Origin of the sequence: Brachybacterium phenoliresistens, assembly GCF_039530785.1 — a bacterium.
In the GTDB taxonomy this organism is placed as follows: Bacteria; Actinomycetota; Actinomycetes; order Actinomycetales; family Dermabacteraceae; genus Brachybacterium; species Brachybacterium phenoliresistens.
The window spans coordinates 131,646-146,540 of the sequence record NZ_BAAAOW010000010.1; the positions used below are offsets into that span (position 1 = coordinate 131,646).

Sequence of the window (14,895 nt, forward strand, 5' to 3'; positions counted from 1 at the left end):
CATCGGACCCGGGCGGTTCCGGCACCTGCCGGACCGCCGCGGACCCAGCGGGGCCGATGCGCAGGCGGTCCGGGGGGACCGGCCGCCGGCGGGGGACCTGACGACGGAGGACAGAGGAACCATGCCCGAGACGACGATCCATGTGCCGACCCCGAGCAGGCGCACCCTGTTCGTCGGGGCGGGGACGCTCTCCGCCGCGCTGGCCGCGGGGGCGGCGCCGGCGATGGCGCTGACGACCCTGCGCCGCGGCGACCGCGGCGAGGAGGTCAGGCGCCTCCAGCAGGAGCTGAACCGGCGCCGCTACTGGTGCGATTTCCCCGATGGCAGCTTCGGGCCCGTGACCCAGCAGGCGGTGTGGGCCCTCCAGAAGGCGGCGGGCCTGGTCACCGACGGCGTGGTCGGCCCGAAGACCCGCGCCGCCCTCAGCGACGGCGTGCTGCCGCGCAAGACGATCTCCGGTTCCGGCTTCGAGGTCGTGCTGAGCTCGCAGCTGCTGCTGGCCGTCAGCGGCGGCACCCTCATGCACGTGTTCAACACCTCGACCGGCAGCGGGGAGCGCTACTACTCGGGCGGCCGATGGAAGACGGCCACCACCCCGAAGGGCGACTGGACCATGTACCGGCTCTACAGCTCCGGCTGGCAGGACGCCCCGCTGGGCCGTCTCTACCGTCCCGGCTATTACGACCGCGGCTGGGCGATCCACGGATCCACCTCGATCCCGACCTACCCGGCCTCCCACGGCTGCTCGCGCATCTCGGTCGCCGCGAGCGACGGCCTGTGGTCCGTGGGCTGGTTCCGCATCGGCATGCGCGTGAAGGTGCGCTGAGGCGACGAAGGCTCCGACCGCAGCGGGGGCGAGGAACGAGCGCCCGCGCGCAGCACGCATCGACCCGCCGCCCTGCCCCGCTCCCCGGGGCAGGGCAGGGCGGCGTGCGTCACGCCCCTCCACACCGCCTGCACAGCTCCTGCCCGGGATCCCCCGCCGTGGCGGGGTGGTCGGCAGGGTCCTTCACGCTACGATCGACGGCGAGCGACCTCGTCCGAGGACGCCGGCCCGGGCGGTCCGCCGCCCGCACCCAAGCGCCGAAGACCGACCTGCACGATTGCGGAGGACCACCGTGGGGATCTTGGATCGGATCGAACGCGGCCTGGACCGAGGGGTCACGAGCATCTTCTCCCCCGGTCGCGGCCAGCTGAAGCCGCTCGACCTGGCTCAGGGCCTCAAGCGCGAGTGCGACGACCAGATCCAGGTTCTCGACCGGACGCGGACCCTCGCCCCCAACGCCTACAGCGTGTACCTGCACTCGGTCGACTACGACCGCTTCGCCTCCTGGCAGGAGACGCTGGTCGAGGAGCTCGAGCGGGTGGTGGTCGAGCATGCCGACAAGCAGCGCTACATGTTCGTCGGCGGGGTCAGCGTGACCCTCGAGCGCGACGACGAGGTCCGCCAGGGCCGCTTCGAGACGGAGTCGCGCACCGAGCGCGGCAGCGTCGCCCCGGCGACCTCGAGCATGCAGTCCGCCCCCGGCGGCCACCCGATCCTCGAGATCGACGAGCAGCAGTACCTGCTGACCGGTGCGATCACCGTGATCGGCCGCGGCGGCGACGCCGACATCATCCTCGAGGACACGGGCGTCTCGCGCCACCACATCGAGCTGCGCGCCGAGGACGGCGGCATCGTCGTGGCGACCGACCTCGGCTCCACCAACGGCACCTACGTCGACGGGGAGCGGATCCGCACCCCCGTGACGCTGCGCGACCGCTCCCTGATCAAGATCGGGCGCACCCGCATGACGATCCTGCTGCCCGATGCGACCCCGGGCGCGGGGCAGTGATCGGCCGATGAGCGAACTCACCATCTATGCCCTGCGGATCGGTTTCACGATCGCCCTGTGGCTGTTCGTCGTGGCGGTGCTGCTGATCCTGCGCGGGGACCTGTTCGGCACGACCGTCCTCAGCCGCGGCAGCAAGCCGGATCCTCGGCGCGAGCAGCGCCCCACGGCGGATCCCTCGCAGGCCGCGTCCCTGCGCACCGAGCCCGCCCCGACGACGACCGTCCTCGTGGTCACGGCGGGGAACCTGCGCGGGACGACCCTCACCCTCGGGGCGACGCCGGTGCTCATCGGCCGCGCGCCCGAGTGCACCCTCGTGCTCGACGACGACTACGCCTCCAACCGGCATGCGCGGGTCTACCAGCGCGATGACGAGTGGTTCGTGGAGGACCTCGGCTCGACCAACGGCACCCTGCTGTCGGGACGGAAGATCGAGGGATCGGCGCCCTTCAAGCCGGGCGCACAGGTGCGGATCGGCCGCACCGTCATCGAGCTGAGACGAGGTCCGCGATGAGCTTCGCCCTGCGGTATGCCGCCCGCACCGACGTCGGCCTCGTGCGCTCGAACAACCAGGACTCCGGCTATGCCGGCAGCCACCTGCTGGTGGTGGCCGACGGCATGGGCGGCCACGCCGGGGGCGACGTCGCCTCCTCGGTGGCCATCGCCCACCTGGCCAGCCTGGACACCGAGACCCCGGCCTCCGACATCGTCGCCTCCCTGGAGCGCTCGATCCTCGAGGCGAACCAGGCGATCCTGCGCCGGGCGCGCGACGAGCCCCAGCTCGCGGGCCTGGGCACGACCGTCACCGCGCTGCTGCGGGCGGAGGGCAAGTTCGCCCTCGCCCACATCGGCGACTCCCGCGCCTACCTGCTGCGCGACGGCGAGACGTCCCAGATCACCAAGGACCACACCTTCGTCCAGCGCCTCATCGACGAGGGCCGGCTCACGGAGGAGGAGGCCGAGCGCCACCCCCAGCGCTCGGTGATCATGCGCGTGCTGGGCGATGTGGACTCCGATCCCGAGCTCGACCTGTCCCTGCGCTCGGCCCATGCGGGCGACCGCTGGATGCTGTGCTCGGACGGCCTGTCCGGCCTGGTCAGCCTGCGCACCATCGACGCGACCCTGCAGGAGATCGAGGATCCCGGCGAGTGCGCCGATGCACTCGTCCAGCTGGCCCTCAAGGGCGGCGGGCAGGACAACATCACCTGCATCATCGCCGACGTGGTGGACCTCGACGCGCTGCCGCGCGGCGTCGAGGCGCCGTCGGCGACCCCGCAGATCGTCGGCTCCGCGGCCCGCAACCGCAACCAGCCGACGGCGGGCTCCGGCCCCGCCGCCAAGGCCGCCGCCCTCGGGCGCACCGACGCCGAGCCCGCCTACTCCGACGACGACTTCGACGAGGAGGACGAGCCGCCGCGGCGCAGCGTCTGGCCCGCGCTGGTCACCCTCGCCCTGCTGCTGGCGCTGCTGGTCGGCGCCGCCTGGGCGGGATACGGATGGTCCCAGCGGCAGTACTACGTGGGCAGCGACGGCACGAACGTCGTCATCTACCGGGGCCTGTCCCAGGACCTGGGGCCGATCTCCCTGTCCACGCCGGTGGAGACCACCGATGTCGAGCTCGAGGCGCTGACGCCCATCACCCGCCAGCAGGTCGAGGCGACCATCACCGCGGCCGATCTCGCCGACGCCGAGGCGATCGTCGACCGCCTCGAGGGCGAGACCGCGGACCTCACGCCGCAGCAGACCGCGGCCCCCAGCGACGGCGGCGGTGCGAGCGACGCCGGCGGGGCCGGCGATGCCGGGGGCTCCGTCGTGCCCGGCACCGTGCAGCCGACCGCCCCGGCCACCCCGGAGGCGACGGTCGACTCGCCCGCGCCCCCGACCGAGGACCAGGCGCGGTAGTGGCCACCGTCGTCTCGTACACCGCGCGCCCCCGTCGCACCCTACAGGCCCTGATGCTGGCCTTCGCCGTGGCGATCGGGGTGACCGCCTACGCCCTCGTGGGGCTGGGGCGGTTCCAGGAGCTGCCCGATGACCTGCTGCAGTACGGCATCGGCGCCGTGGTGCTGGCCGTGGTGCTGCAGCTGGTGGTCACCTGGCGCGCGCCGTACGCGGACCCGGTGATCCTGCCGATCGCGCTGCTGCTGAACCTCATCGGGATCGCCGTGATCGCCTCGGTGGACTCCGCGATCGGCCTGTACACCTCCCGCACCACGAGCTACGCCGACCGGCAGGAGCTGTGGGCCGTGGTCGGGATCGTGGTGTGCTCCCTGGTCCTCGTCGGCCTGCGGGATCATCGGATCCTGCGCCGCTACACCTGGATCGCCGCCGTCTGCGGCGCCGCGCTGCTCCTGCTGCCGATGCTCCCCTTCATCGGCTCCGAGATCAACGGCTCGCGGATCTGGATCAAGGTGGCCGGCTACAGCTTCCAGCCGGCCGAGCTCGCGAAGATCTTCTTCGCCGTGTTCTTCGCCGGGTATCTCGTCTCGCGCCGCGACACCCTGGCCCTGGCCGGCCCCAAGGTGCTGGGGATCCAGTTCCCGCGCTGGGCCGATTTCGGCCCCATCCTGGTGGCGTGGGCCTTCTCCCTCGCGGTGCTCGTGGTGGAGACGGACCTCGGCACCTCGATCATGTTCTTCGGCCTGTTCGTGGCGATGCTGTACGTCGCCACGGACCGCCTGAGCTGGCTGGTGATCGGCGCGATCATGTTCGTGCCGCCGGCGATCATCGCCGTCACCCAGGTCGCCCGGGTGCGCACCCGTCTGACCTGCTGGCTGGACCCGATGTCCTCGGAGAACTTCGACCGCTGCCGCCAGATCAACAACGGCCTGTTCGGACTGGCCAACGGCGGGATCTCCGGCACCGGCCTCGGCGAGGGGCGCCCCAACGTGGTGTCCTTCGCGCACTCCGACTTCATCTACACGGTGATCGCCGAGGAGATGGGCATGATCGGCGCCTTCGCGGTGCTGGTGCTGTACCTGGTGCTCGTCGAGCGGGCCCTGCGCGCGGCCGTCGGCATCTCCGACGGGTTCGGGACGCTGCTGGCCGGCGGGCTCGGCTTCGTCCTGGCGCTGCAGGTGTTCGTGGTCGTCGGCGGCATCACCCGGGTGATCCCGCTGACCGGCCTGACCCTGCCGTTCCTCGCCTCGGGCGGCAGCTCCCTGGTGTGCAACTGGATCGTGGTCGGCATCCTGGTGCGGCTCTCCGATGCGGCGCGCCGGCCCGCGGCCCGCCAGGTGCCCGGCCTCGCGTCCTCGGCCCCGGCCGCGGCGCCCGCCGCGAGCGCGAGCACCCGAGCGGAGGGCGCCCGATGAACAAGCCCCTGCGCCACGTGTGGCTCGTGATCGCCCTGCTGTTCGTGCTGCTGTTCACCTCGACGACGTACTTCCAGGTGTTCGCGGCGGGACGGCTCAACGCCGACGGCCGCAACTCCCGCACGCTCTACAACGAGTTCGGGCGCAACCGCGGGCCGATCGTCGTGGACGGCACCCCCATCGCCTGGTCCGAGGAATCCGACGACACCTACGGCTACCTGCGCACCTACGAGCCGGGCGGCATGTACGCCCCGGTGACCGGCTACTACTCGGTGCGCTACGGCTTCGCGGGGCTCGAGCGCTCCCTGAACGACACCCTCTCCGGGGATGCGGACTCGCTGTTCTACCAGCGGATCGCCGACACCCTCTCCGGCCGGGCGACCCAGGGGGCGACGGTCGAGCTGACACTGGACGCGGAGGCGCAGCAGGTCGCCTACGAGGCCCTGGGCGACCGGCGCGGCGCGGTCGTCGCCCTGGACCCGACCACCGGCGAGATCCTCGCCATGGTCTCCACGCCCTCCTACGACCCCAACCAGCTGGCCTCCCACGACACGGGCGCCGTCACGCAGGCGTGGTCCGACCTCAACGAGGACCCGGAGCGCCCGCTGTCCAACCGGGCGATCGCCGGGGACCTCTACCCCCCGGGCTCCACGTTCAAGCTGCTGGTCGCCGCGACCGCGCTGGACTCCGGCGGCTACACCAAGGACTCGGTGATCCCGGGGCCGGGGACGTACACCCTGCCGGGCTCCTCGAGCGTGATGAACAACCACGCCGGCGGCGGGCAGGAGCCCTGCGGACCGGACGACCGCTCGACCCTGCAGTCCGCTCTGCAGCAGTCCTGCAACACGTCCTTCGCGATGCTGGGCGTGGAGCTCGGCGCGGAGACCCTGCAGGCCAAGACCGCCGAGTACGGCTTCGGCGACCGGATGTCGATCCCGCTGGGCGTGACGCCCTCGAGGATCGGCAGCGACCTGGACGACGCGCAGCTGGCCACCACCTCCATCGGCCAGTACGAGGACCGCGTGACGCCGCTGCAGATGGCCATGGTCGCCGGCTCCTTCGCCAACGACGGCGTCGTCATGGAGCCCAACCTGGTCCGGTCGGTGCGCACGCAGGACCTCCGCACCGTCAGCGAGCTCTCCCCCCAGGAGCGCTCGCAGCCGCTGAGCGCCGCCAACGCCGCGCAGATGCGCGAGATGATGGTGGCCACCGTCGAGGACGGCACCGGCTCCGCGGCGCAGATCGACGGCGTGGAGGTCGGCGGGAAGACGGGCACCGCCGAATGGGGCGAGGGCCGCCCCGCCCATTCGTGGTTCGTCGGCTACGCCCAGGCCGGGGACCGCAAGGTCGCCGTCGCGGTGATCGTCGAGGAGGGCGGATACGGGTCGCAGGTCGCGGCACCGATCGCGAAGGACGTCATGGAAGCGGTGATCGACCAGTGAGAACCGAAGCAGGCCTGGTGCTGGAGGGCCGCTACGAGCTGACGAGCCTCATCGCCACCGGAGGCATGGGCCAGGTGTGGAAGGGACGCGACCAGGACCTCGACCGCGACATCGCGGTGAAGGTGCTGCGCGAGGAGTACGCGGGCGACGAGGGCTTCCTCAAGCGCTTCCGCGCCGAGGCCCGCCACACCGCCTCCCTCAGCCACGACGCCATCGCGGCCCTGTACGACTACGGGGAGCTGGACGGGCGCGCCTACATCGTCATGGAGCTGTGCGCCGGCCGCCCCCTCTCGGACATCATCGAGGAGAACCCCGGCGGTCTGCCCGAGAAGCGCGTCATCAGCGTGCTGATCGAGCTGGCCCGCGCGCTGGACGCCGCCCACGCCAAGGGCGTGGTCCACCGCGACGTGAAGCCCGAGAACATCCTCGTGGACGAGGCGGCGGACTGGTCCATGAAGATCACGGACTTCGGCATCGCCCGGAGCTCCGACCAGGCGCGCCTGACCAAGACGGGACTGGTGATGGGCACCGCCCAGTACCTCTCCCCCGAGCAGGCGATGGGCAAGCAGGCCACCTCGCTCTCGGACATCTACGCGCTGGGGATCGTCGCCTTCGAGATGCTCGTGGGGCACCGGCCCTTCACCGGCGCGACCCAGGTCGAGATCGCCATGGCGCAGGTCAAGCAGCAGCCGCCGGAGCTGCCCGAGGACATCAACGCCGATCTGCGGCGCCTGGTGGCGATGACCCTCGCCAAGGCGCCCGCGAACCGGCCGCGCTCGGCGGCGGCGGTCGCCCGCATCCTCGAGGCGATCCAGCGGGGCGTGGAGCCGCGCTTCACCACCGGCGCCATCCCCGTCACCCGGGTCGAGGACCACGACTGGACCGGCGGGAACGCCACCGGCGGGACCGGTACGGGAGGGAACGCCGCCGGCTCGCCGCCCGCGGAGGGCACCTCCTCCCCGTCCCCGACGGGGACCCGCACCGCGGCCATGCCGCTGCCGCTGTCCGGGCGCGGGATCCGCCACCGCTCCGGCGGCTCCGCGGCGAGCGCGCTGTCGGCGTCCTCGGCGCCGCGCGGATTCTCGGCGTCCTCGGGGGGCTCCGCCGCGAGCGCCGCCTCGGCCTCCTCGGCGAACCCGGCCCCGGCCGATGCCGCCGCGCGCGGGGACCGCCACGAGCGCACCTCCCGCGGGACCAGCACCGGTGCGCGCATCGGCCCGCTGAGCGTGCCGGGCCTGCTGCTGCTGGTGCTGCTCGTGGTGATCGTCGCCGCGGCGATCGCCGGGGCGACGGGGGTGCTGCCCTTCGGCGCGGCCGCCGACATCTCGGCCCCGGTCCTGCCCGGCGCCGAGACCTGGGGCGACGCCGCGAGCGCGCCGACTACGATGGACGGATCGACCTTGAGGACGGTTGGACAGTGAACGCAGACGAATTCGTGCTCTCGGGCAGATACCGGGTGGGCCGGCTGCTCGGGCACGGCGGCATGGCCGAGGTGTACCTCGCGGAGGACACCCGTCTGCACCGCACCGTGGCGGTCAAGATCCTCCGCTCCGATCTCGCGCGCGATGCCACCTTCCAGGAGCGCTTCCGCCGCGAGGCGCAGAGCGCCGGCGGGCTGAACCACCCCTCGATCGTGTCGGTCTACGACACGGGCGAGGACACCTCCCGCGATGCCGCCGGCAACGAGATCGGCGTCCCGTACATCGTGATGGAGTACGTGGAGGGCCACACCCTGCGCGAATACATCGACCCCGAGAACCCGATGGATGCCGCGCAGGCGGTCCGCATCACCACGGCGCTGCTGTCCGCGCTCGAGTTCTCCCATGACGCGGGGATCGTCCACCGCGACATCAAGCCCGGCAACGTCATGATCACCGCCACCGGCGCGGTGAAGGTCATGGACTTCGGCATCGCCCGCGCCGTGGCCGATGCCGCCAGCGCCATGACGCAGACCCAGGCCGTGATGGGGACCGCCCAGTACCTCTCCCCGGAGCAGGCGCGCGGGCAGCTGGTCGACAACCGCACCGACCTGTACTCCGCGGCCTGCGTGCTGTACGAGATGCTCACCGGCCGGCCGCCCTTCACGGGCGACTCCCCCGTGTCCATCGCCTACCAGCATGTGCGCGAGGCGCCGCAGGCGCCCTCGGTCTTCAACCCGGCGATCACCCCGGAGATGGACCAGGTCCTCCTGACCGCCCTCGCCAAGGACCGCGAGGCGCGCTACCCGAGCGCCGCCGAGTTCTCCCGCGACCTGCAGGCCGTCGTGGGCGGCCGCACCCCGCAGCTCGTCGGCGGGGCGGCGGCCCGGAGCGCCGGTGCCGCCTCCGACGCGGAGACCACCACGGTGCTCAGCGCCGCGGACCTCCCCACCGAGGCCCTGTCCCCGACCCGCACCACCGGTCGCCACGCCGCCGTCGCGGGAGGCGCCGCCGGCGCCGGCTACGCGGCGGGATCCGCCGCGTCCCCGCTCGACGGCGGCACCGGCCCGCTCGCCGCCCAGGACGGGCAGCTCGTCGCCGAGGAGAAGCACCGCCGCCCCGTGTGGCTGTTCGTGCTCGTCGCGATCGCCGTCCTCGCGGTCATCGGCGCCTCGCTCGCGATCCTGCGCCCCTGGGATCCGCCGGGCCCGGAGACCGTCACGGTGCCGACCCTCACGGGGCTGAACTCCGATCAGATCACCGTGAAGCTCGACGAAGTGGGGCTGACGCCCGCCTTCGAGTCGGTCTCCTCGACCGAGGTGGACAAGGGACTGTTCATCTCGTCGGATCCTGCGCCCGGCGAATCGGCCGAGACAGGCGACACGGTGAACGTCACTCTGTCCTCGGGGCCTGCCGACACGGAGGTCCCCGACGTCTCCGGCAAGACCCGAGCAGATGCCGAGCAGCTGATCCGCGACGCCGGGCTGGAGCCCGCCTACCAGGCGGACGAGGACGTCGCCAAGGCCGAGGCCGGCACCGTCACCCGCACCAATCCGCGCGCCGAATCCCCGGTCACGCAGGGAACCCAGGTCCAGTTCTGGGTCGCGACCGGGAACGTCGCCGTGCCGCAGCTCGTCGGCCTGGACGAGGAGAGCGCGAAGAAGGCCATCGAGGACGCCGGCCTGGTGGCCGATGTCCAGGACCAGGAAGCTCCCGACGAGGAGCCGGGCACGGTGCTCAGCCAGAACCCGACCTCGGCCTCGAACCCCGTCGCGAACGGATCGACGGTGCAGATCTTCGTGGCCCGCGAGCGAGGCCCGGTCACCGTCCCGAACGTCGCGGGAGACACCCTGGACAACGCCCGGACGCGGCTCTCCGAGGCCGGGTTCGGCATGAACCCGCCGCAGTACGAGCCCTCGGACTCCGTCGCGGAGGGCGTCGTGATCCGCACCGATCCCGAAGGCAACGAGCAGGCCGAGTACGGGTCCTCCGTCACCGTCGTCGTCTCCTCCGGCCCGGAGCAGACCACCGCGCCGACGCCGACGGAGAACCCGACCACGCCGAGCACGGAGCCGACGACGCCCACCCCCGACCAGGAGGATCCGACCACGGAGCCCTCCGCGGATCCGACGACCGATGAGGCCGCGCCCGGCAACGGGAACGGCAACGGCAGCGGGAACGGCAACGGGAACGCCGCCGGCGGGAGGGGCTGAGATGGGCGCGCGGATCCTCGTCGTCGACAACTACGACAGCTTCGTCTACACGATCGTCGGCTACCTCCAGCAGATGGGGGCGGAGACGACCGTCGTGCGCAACGACGCCGTCCCGACCGCCGGCGACGGGGCCGTGGACCTCACCGGGTTCGACGGGGTGCTGGTCTCCCCCGGCCCCGGGAACCCCAGCACCGCCGGGCGCACCCTCGACGTGATCGGCGCCTGCGCCGAGGCCGAGGTCCCCATGCTGGGCGTCTGCCTGGGCCACCAGGCGCTCGGGCAGTACTTCGGAGGCACCGTCACGCACGCCCCGCAGCTCATGCACGGCCGCACCAGCGTGGTCGCCCACGAGGGCGCGAGCGTGTTCGCGGGGCTGCCCTCGCCGTTCACGGCCACGCGCTACCACTCCCTCACGGTGGTCCCCGAGACCGTCCCCGATGTCCTCCAGGTGACGGCCTGGACCGCCGACGGGGTGGTGATGGGCCTGTCGCATCGGACCCTGCCCCTGCACGGGGTGCAGTTCCACCCGGAATCCGTGCTCACCGAGAGCGGGCACCTGCTGCTGGGCCGCTTCCTCGAGCTGTGCGACGGCATCGGTGCGGAGCAGCGCTCCGCCGGCCTCGCCCCGCTCCTCGCCGGGTCCTGAGCGCCGGCGCCAAGACCCTCCCGCTGCGCTGCGCGACGGCTCCCGTCGTCCCGCGCGTCATCGCCTCGCGGGTCCTCGCCTCGCGCGCCCTCGCCTCGCTCACCCTCGCCTCGCGCGCCCTCGCCCGGCGCGGGCCCGGCGGCGCGCCCTGCCGGGCGTCTACGGCGCGGAGGCTCCCAGGGCGTCGAGGGTGCCCGAGTTGAAGGGCATGTAGGGCGCGATCGCCGGGAACACCCACTGGAACAGGACGACGATCAGCGCCGCCAGGAGCAGCAGCGTGATGACGATGCGCAGCCACAGCGGGCCGGGCAGATGGCGGAACATCCAGGCGTACATCGCTCAGACCTCCACGTTCTCGAGCGCCGGCGGGATGCCGTCGGCGCGGTCGGTCCAGTGGGCGAACTTCGCGTGCACGATGTAGCGCTCCCGCGCGGAGAACATCGGGTGGCATGCGGTCAGCGTCATCATCCGTTCGCTGGCGGGGACGCCCGGCTGCCCCGGGGTCTCGGCGATGACCTCGACGTCCTCGGGGTCGACGATCAGCGACTCCGTGACCTCGTAGACGTAGAAGGCATCGGCCGTCTCGATGACGATGGGGTCCCCCTCCTGCAGCCTGTCGATCTGTTCGAGGGGGCGGCCGTAGGTGTTGCGATGGCCGGCGACGGCGAAGTTGCCCACCTGCCCGGGCAGGGCCGTGCCCGGATAGTGGCCGACGCCCTTGACGTTGAGGACCTTCTCGAGGGACACGCCCTCGGCCACGGGCACGCGGACCCGGTCGAAGCCCGGGACGTACATCGTCCCGAAGACCATGGTGTCCTGGGGCGTCGCGGGGACGGGCGGCTCGTCGGTGCGCGGCTCGGCGATCCTCTGGGCGTCCACGTCGCCCCACTCGTCCTCGAGCTGGGAGATGATCTGCTCCTGGTCGCGGTCGGCGACGACGTCCGTCCACCACAGCTGCCAGCCCAGGAACAGCACGAGCAGCGCCCCGAGGGTCAGCAGCACCTCGCCGAGCACTCCGATCGCTCCGCCGAGGAGCCGGCCTCTGCGGCCGATGGCCGCGGGACGGTCTGCACGATGCGTCGGGGCGGCACCTCGGGTCGTCGTCATCCGGCATCCTTTGCGCTCTGGAGCTCCTGCGCCCATCGTAGGCGGGCGGACCGTGCTCCGCGAGACGCTCCACGCCCGGCGCTCCGCGTCGCGCCGTGCAGGCGCGCCTTATACCCTGGTCCCTGGCCCGTCGCGCACGGCGGGCCGCGAGCGGTGCCGCCGTGAGGCGTGCACGCAGGACGGCACAGGGAACGGAGCTGGGACGCATGGCGGCCAAGAAGCGCAATCGCCGCACGGGGCGGGCCACCGCAGGCACGAAGGCCGAGGCCGTCGTCGCCGACGACGAGAAGGGCACCGCCGCGACGGGCGCCGAGGAGGCGGACACCGCGGTCGACACCGAGGACGCCGTGACGGCGGACGCGGATGCCGCGGCGGACGCCGATTCCGACGCCGAGACGCGCGAGGACGCGGCCGATGACGCCGAGGACGCCGCCGCGGGGAAGCGCGGGCGCAAGGCGTCCGACGCGAAGTCCGCGGCGAAGTCCTCCACGCCCGCGGCCGCGAAGGACCCGGTGCGCCGCGCAGCGAAGGCATCCCCTGCCGCGAAGGATGCCGCCGCGACGGCCTCGGCGAAGAAGTCCGCGGAGGCCGAGCGCAGCCGCACCACGCGCCGACGCGTCGCCGCGCCGACCCCGAACCCTCAGTGGCTGGCGCCGTTCGCGGTGACCATGCTGATCCTGGGCCTGGTCTACCTGGTGACGTACTACCTGACCGCCGGCCAGCTCCCGCTGCCCATCGGCGACTGGAACCTCGCGGTCGGATTCGGCGTGATGGTCATCGGCGGCGGCGCCCTGATGTTCTGGAAGTGAGCCGGCGCCGCGCCGGCACCGGAGGGGGATACGGCATGGACGTCCAGCACGAGCACCGGCAGGACCCGGCAGTCGACACGGGAGAGACGGGCGGGGCCGACGCCGAGGGCGCCCGCTCGCCCCGGCACCCGTGGCGCCGCTTCGTGGCCATCGGGGACTCGTTCACCGAGGGCATCGGCGACCCCGATCCCCAGGTGCCCGGCGGCCATCGCGGCTGGGCCGATCGCGTGGCCGAGGAGCTGGGCCGGGACACGCCCGGCTTCGAGTACGCGAACCTCGCCATCCGCGGCCGGCTCTATGAGCAGATCCTCGCCGAGCAGCTGGAGCCGGCGCTCGCCCTGGAGCCGGACCTGGTGAGCATCTTCGCCGGCGGCAACGACGTGCTGCGGCGCGGGGACCCCGACGTCATCGCTGCGGCGCTCGACGATGCCGTGGGCCGTCTGACCGCGACCGGCGCGACCGTCATCACCTGGACGGGGCCCGACGTCGGATCCACCCCGGTGTTCCACCTGATCCGGGGGCGCGTGGCGATCTACAACGAGAACATGCGTGCGGTGGCCCAGCGCCACGGCGGCGTCGTCGTGGACCTGTGGGCGCTGCGCGCCCTCACGCACGAGGCGATGTGGGCGGAGGACCGTCTGCACTTCTCCCCGGTCGGGCATCGGACCATCGCGATCGCGGTGCTCGACGCGCTGGGCGTGCCGCATGCCATGGAGCCCTACGACGCCGGCGATCCGCTGCTGCGGCCCTGGCGCGAGGCGCGGCTCGAGGACCTGATGTGGGCGCGGGAGCACCTGGGCCCCTGGGTGCTGCGGCGCCTGCGACGGGAGTCCTCCGGCGATGGGGTGCGCCCCAAGCGTCCGCAGGCCGCCCCCGTCTTCGGCAGCCCGATGCCGCCCGGCTCCTCGGACAGCGTCCGCTGAGCCGATCGCCGGGCGCGCTCCCGTGGCGTGGACCACCCTCCCGGGGCCCGGACCGTTCCGGCCTGCCGCCTGCAGTGATGTAGCTCGCTTCCGCCCTTCTCGATTGGCGCGGGGCACCGGGACCGCGTAGTATCTATCGAGTCAGCGCAGCTGGCAGGCGCCCGTAGCTCAACGGATAGAGCATCTGACTACGGATCAGAAGGTTGGGGGTTCGAATCCCTCCGGGCGCACAGATCGAAGGCCCCGTCACCCCGGTGACGGGGCCTTCGCCGTTCCCCGAGCCGGCTGTCCCGGACGCTCGTCATTCCCGGGGGCCTGTCGTCCTGGCGCGTGACATCCCCTGGGCCCGTCGTTCCCCCGCGCCTGTCATCCCTGGAGCCCGTCGCTCCGGGACGGTCACCCGGCGTCGCGGCGGTCGTCGTCGAACCGCGGGATCTCGAGGCCGTCGGGGATGTCCTCGACGCCGTCGCTGTGCTGCGCGAAGCGCTCCGTGCCCGCGGACCACAGCGCATGGAGGCGGCTTCCGGGGTAGGACTGCGGGTCCAGGTCGATGTCCCGGATCGCCGCGTCGAAGCAGCCGATGCCGCGACGGTCCATCTCCTCGTGCGGCCCGTTCCCCCCATGGAGCCGGGCGACATCGGACTCCGTGCCGCAGCTCTCGCTGTACCAGGGCGGGCCGCCGATGCTCTCGGTGAGGTAGGCAGCCAGGCGCTCGGTGTGATCGGCCCGGAACCCGTGGCTGAACGCATGCGCGACCACCGGGTCCGCGAGGGCCCGCTCGTGCCAGGCCGCGGCCAGGCGCAGCATCCCGTCGTATCCGCCGACGTCCTCGTACAGCGTGCTCATGCCGGAAGGCTATACCTGTCCCGAGCACCGACCGGGGCACGGGACGCCCGCCCCGCGGGCGCACCCCGGGCAGCGGGGGCGTCCGCGGGACGGGAGCGCGCCTGCGCAGAGGCGCATGCCCGGCGGCGTCTGCCAGGCAGGCACAGGGAAGGCCAGAGGCCTGCTCGGCCGGCGAAGGGAAGGCCGGAGGCCTGCTCGACGGGCGCAGGGAGGGCGGGAAGCCTGCTCGACGCGCTCGAGAAAATGCGCGATTCTGTTCCACTTTGCTCGGGCGGGTTCCAACGGTCAGCGCAACACCCCACGACATGGAGGTGTTTGATGAGGCCAGTACTGCTAGGACGGGCT

14 protein-coding genes and 1 tRNA gene are annotated in these 14,895 nt (G+C 72.6%); 12 read left to right on the plus strand and 3 right to left on the minus strand.

Annotated features, from left to right (window positions below; genetic code table 11):
- The first annotated feature begins 121 nt into the window (after positions 1-121).
- The 9 genes from ABD234_RS16895 to ABD234_RS16935 all read left to right on the plus strand — a co-directional run bounded on the left by ABD234_RS16895 (position 122) and on the right by ABD234_RS16935 (position 10,865).
- Positions 122-826: a L,D-transpeptidase family protein gene (locus ABD234_RS16895; RefSeq protein WP_051487090.1), complete on the plus strand. Its 705-nt coding sequence runs from the start codon at positions 122-124 to the stop codon at positions 824-826.
- 292 nt (positions 827-1,118) lie between these two features.
- Positions 1,119-1,835 carry an FHA domain-containing protein gene (locus tag ABD234_RS16900; protein WP_038374029.1) on the plus strand — a complete coding sequence of 239 codons (717 nt, stop codon included), beginning with the start codon at positions 1,119-1,121 and terminating at the stop codon, positions 1,833-1,835.
- A 7-nt stretch (positions 1,836-1,842) separates the two neighbouring features.
- The gene (locus ABD234_RS16905) at positions 1,843-2,346 is read left to right on the plus strand and encodes an FHA domain-containing protein FhaB/FipA (RefSeq protein WP_038374028.1); all 504 of its coding nucleotides are present in this window, start codon (positions 1,843-1,845) and stop codon (positions 2,344-2,346) included.
- Positions 2,343-3,734 carry a Stp1/IreP family PP2C-type Ser/Thr phosphatase gene (locus tag ABD234_RS16910; protein ID WP_038374027.1) on the plus strand — a complete coding sequence of 464 codons (1,392 nt, stop codon included), beginning with the start codon at positions 2,343-2,345 and terminating at the stop codon, positions 3,732-3,734. Before ABD234_RS16905 ends, ABD234_RS16910 begins: the two co-directional genes overlap by 4 nt.
- The gene (locus ABD234_RS16915; protein ID WP_051487089.1) at positions 3,734-5,146 is read left to right on the plus strand and encodes an FtsW/RodA/SpoVE family cell cycle protein; all 1,413 of its coding nucleotides are present in this window, start codon (positions 3,734-3,736) and stop codon (positions 5,144-5,146) included. The genes ABD234_RS16910 and ABD234_RS16915 overlap by 1 nt, the downstream gene beginning before the upstream one ends.
- Complete coding sequence (locus tag ABD234_RS16920; protein WP_038374025.1) at positions 5,143-6,588, plus strand: peptidoglycan D,D-transpeptidase FtsI family protein; 1,446 nt, start codon at positions 5,143-5,145, stop codon at positions 6,586-6,588. The genes ABD234_RS16915 and ABD234_RS16920 overlap by 4 nt, the downstream gene beginning before the upstream one ends.
- Positions 6,585-8,009 carry a serine/threonine-protein kinase gene (locus ABD234_RS16925; RefSeq protein WP_038374024.1) on the plus strand — a complete coding sequence of 475 codons (1,425 nt, stop codon included), beginning with the start codon at positions 6,585-6,587 and terminating at the stop codon, positions 8,007-8,009. Before ABD234_RS16920 ends, ABD234_RS16925 begins: the two co-directional genes overlap by 4 nt.
- Positions 8,006-10,219: a Stk1 family PASTA domain-containing Ser/Thr kinase gene (gene pknB / locus ABD234_RS16930; protein WP_038374023.1), complete on the plus strand. Its 2,214-nt coding sequence runs from the start codon at positions 8,006-8,008 to the stop codon at positions 10,217-10,219. The genes ABD234_RS16925 and pknB overlap by 4 nt, the downstream gene beginning before the upstream one ends.
- Before the next feature lies 1 nt (position 10,220).
- Positions 10,221-10,865: an anthranilate synthase component II gene (locus tag ABD234_RS16935; RefSeq protein ID WP_038374021.1), complete on the plus strand. Its 645-nt coding sequence runs from the start codon at positions 10,221-10,223 to the stop codon at positions 10,863-10,865.
- Between the two features lie 159 nt (positions 10,866-11,024).
- Here ABD234_RS16935 and ABD234_RS16940 read toward each other — a convergent pair whose 3' ends face one another.
- Complete coding sequence (locus tag ABD234_RS16940; protein ID WP_198025460.1) at positions 11,025-11,201, minus strand: hypothetical protein; 177 nt, start codon at positions 11,199-11,201, stop codon at positions 11,025-11,027.
- A gap of 3 nt (positions 11,202-11,204) precedes the next feature.
- On the minus strand, positions 11,205-11,972 hold the full coding sequence (locus ABD234_RS16945) for a class E sortase (RefSeq protein ID WP_084148632.1): 768 nt from the start codon (positions 11,970-11,972) through the stop codon (positions 11,205-11,207).
- A gap of 206 nt (positions 11,973-12,178) precedes the next feature.
- On the opposite strand from ABD234_RS16945, the gene ABD234_RS16950 reads away from it, so the two are divergent.
- The 3 genes from ABD234_RS16950 to ABD234_RS16960 all read left to right on the plus strand — a co-directional run bounded on the left by ABD234_RS16950 (position 12,179) and on the right by ABD234_RS16960 (position 13,934).
- Complete coding sequence (locus ABD234_RS16950) at positions 12,179-12,781, plus strand: cell division protein CrgA (RefSeq protein WP_084148631.1); 603 nt, start codon at positions 12,179-12,181, stop codon at positions 12,779-12,781.
- A gap of 35 nt (positions 12,782-12,816) precedes the next feature.
- Positions 12,817-13,704 (plus strand): SGNH/GDSL hydrolase family protein, encoded by an 888-nt coding sequence (locus tag ABD234_RS16955; RefSeq protein ID WP_084148630.1) that lies wholly within the window; start codon positions 12,817-12,819, stop codon positions 13,702-13,704.
- A gap of 157 nt (positions 13,705-13,861) precedes the next feature.
- Positions 13,862-13,934 (plus strand) — tRNA-Arg (locus ABD234_RS16960).
- Between the two features lie 166 nt (positions 13,935-14,100).
- Here ABD234_RS16960 and ABD234_RS16965 read toward each other — a convergent pair.
- Positions 14,101-14,550: a globin domain-containing protein gene (locus ABD234_RS16965; protein WP_038374019.1), complete on the minus strand. Its 450-nt coding sequence runs from the start codon at positions 14,548-14,550 to the stop codon at positions 14,101-14,103.
- Positions 14,551-14,895 lie beyond the last annotated feature (345 nt).

Bases quoted from the DNA above. Each gene is read 5' to 3' on its own strand.
- ABD234_RS16940 (WP_198025460.1), bottom strand. From the start codon at position 11,201: ATGTACGCCTGGATGTTCCGCCATCTGCCCGGCCCGCTGTGGCTGCGC.
- ABD234_RS16920 (WP_038374025.1), top strand. From the start codon at position 5,143: ATGAACAAGCCCCTGCGCCACGTGTGGCTCGTGATCGCCCTGCTGTTC.
- ABD234_RS16950 (WP_084148631.1), top strand. From the start codon at position 12,179: ATGGCGGCCAAGAAGCGCAATCGCCGCACGGGGCGGGCCACCGCAGGC.
- ABD234_RS16905 (WP_038374028.1), top strand. From the start codon at position 1,843: ATGAGCGAACTCACCATCTATGCCCTGCGGATCGGTTTCACGATCGCC.
- ABD234_RS16955 (WP_084148630.1), top strand. From the start codon at position 12,817: ATGGACGTCCAGCACGAGCACCGGCAGGACCCGGCAGTCGACACGGGA.
- ABD234_RS16965 (WP_038374019.1), bottom strand. From the start codon at position 14,550: ATGAGCACGCTGTACGAGGACGTCGGCGGATACGACGGGATGCTGCGC.
- ABD234_RS16935 (WP_038374021.1), top strand. From the start codon at position 10,221: ATGGGCGCGCGGATCCTCGTCGTCGACAACTACGACAGCTTCGTCTAC.
- ABD234_RS16895 (WP_051487090.1), top strand. From the start codon at position 122: ATGCCCGAGACGACGATCCATGTGCCGACCCCGAGCAGGCGCACCCTG.
- ABD234_RS16945 (WP_084148632.1), bottom strand. From the start codon at position 11,972: ATGACGACGACCCGAGGTGCCGCCCCGACGCATCGTGCAGACCGTCCC.
- ABD234_RS16910 (WP_038374027.1), top strand. From the start codon at position 2,343: ATGAGCTTCGCCCTGCGGTATGCCGCCCGCACCGACGTCGGCCTCGTG.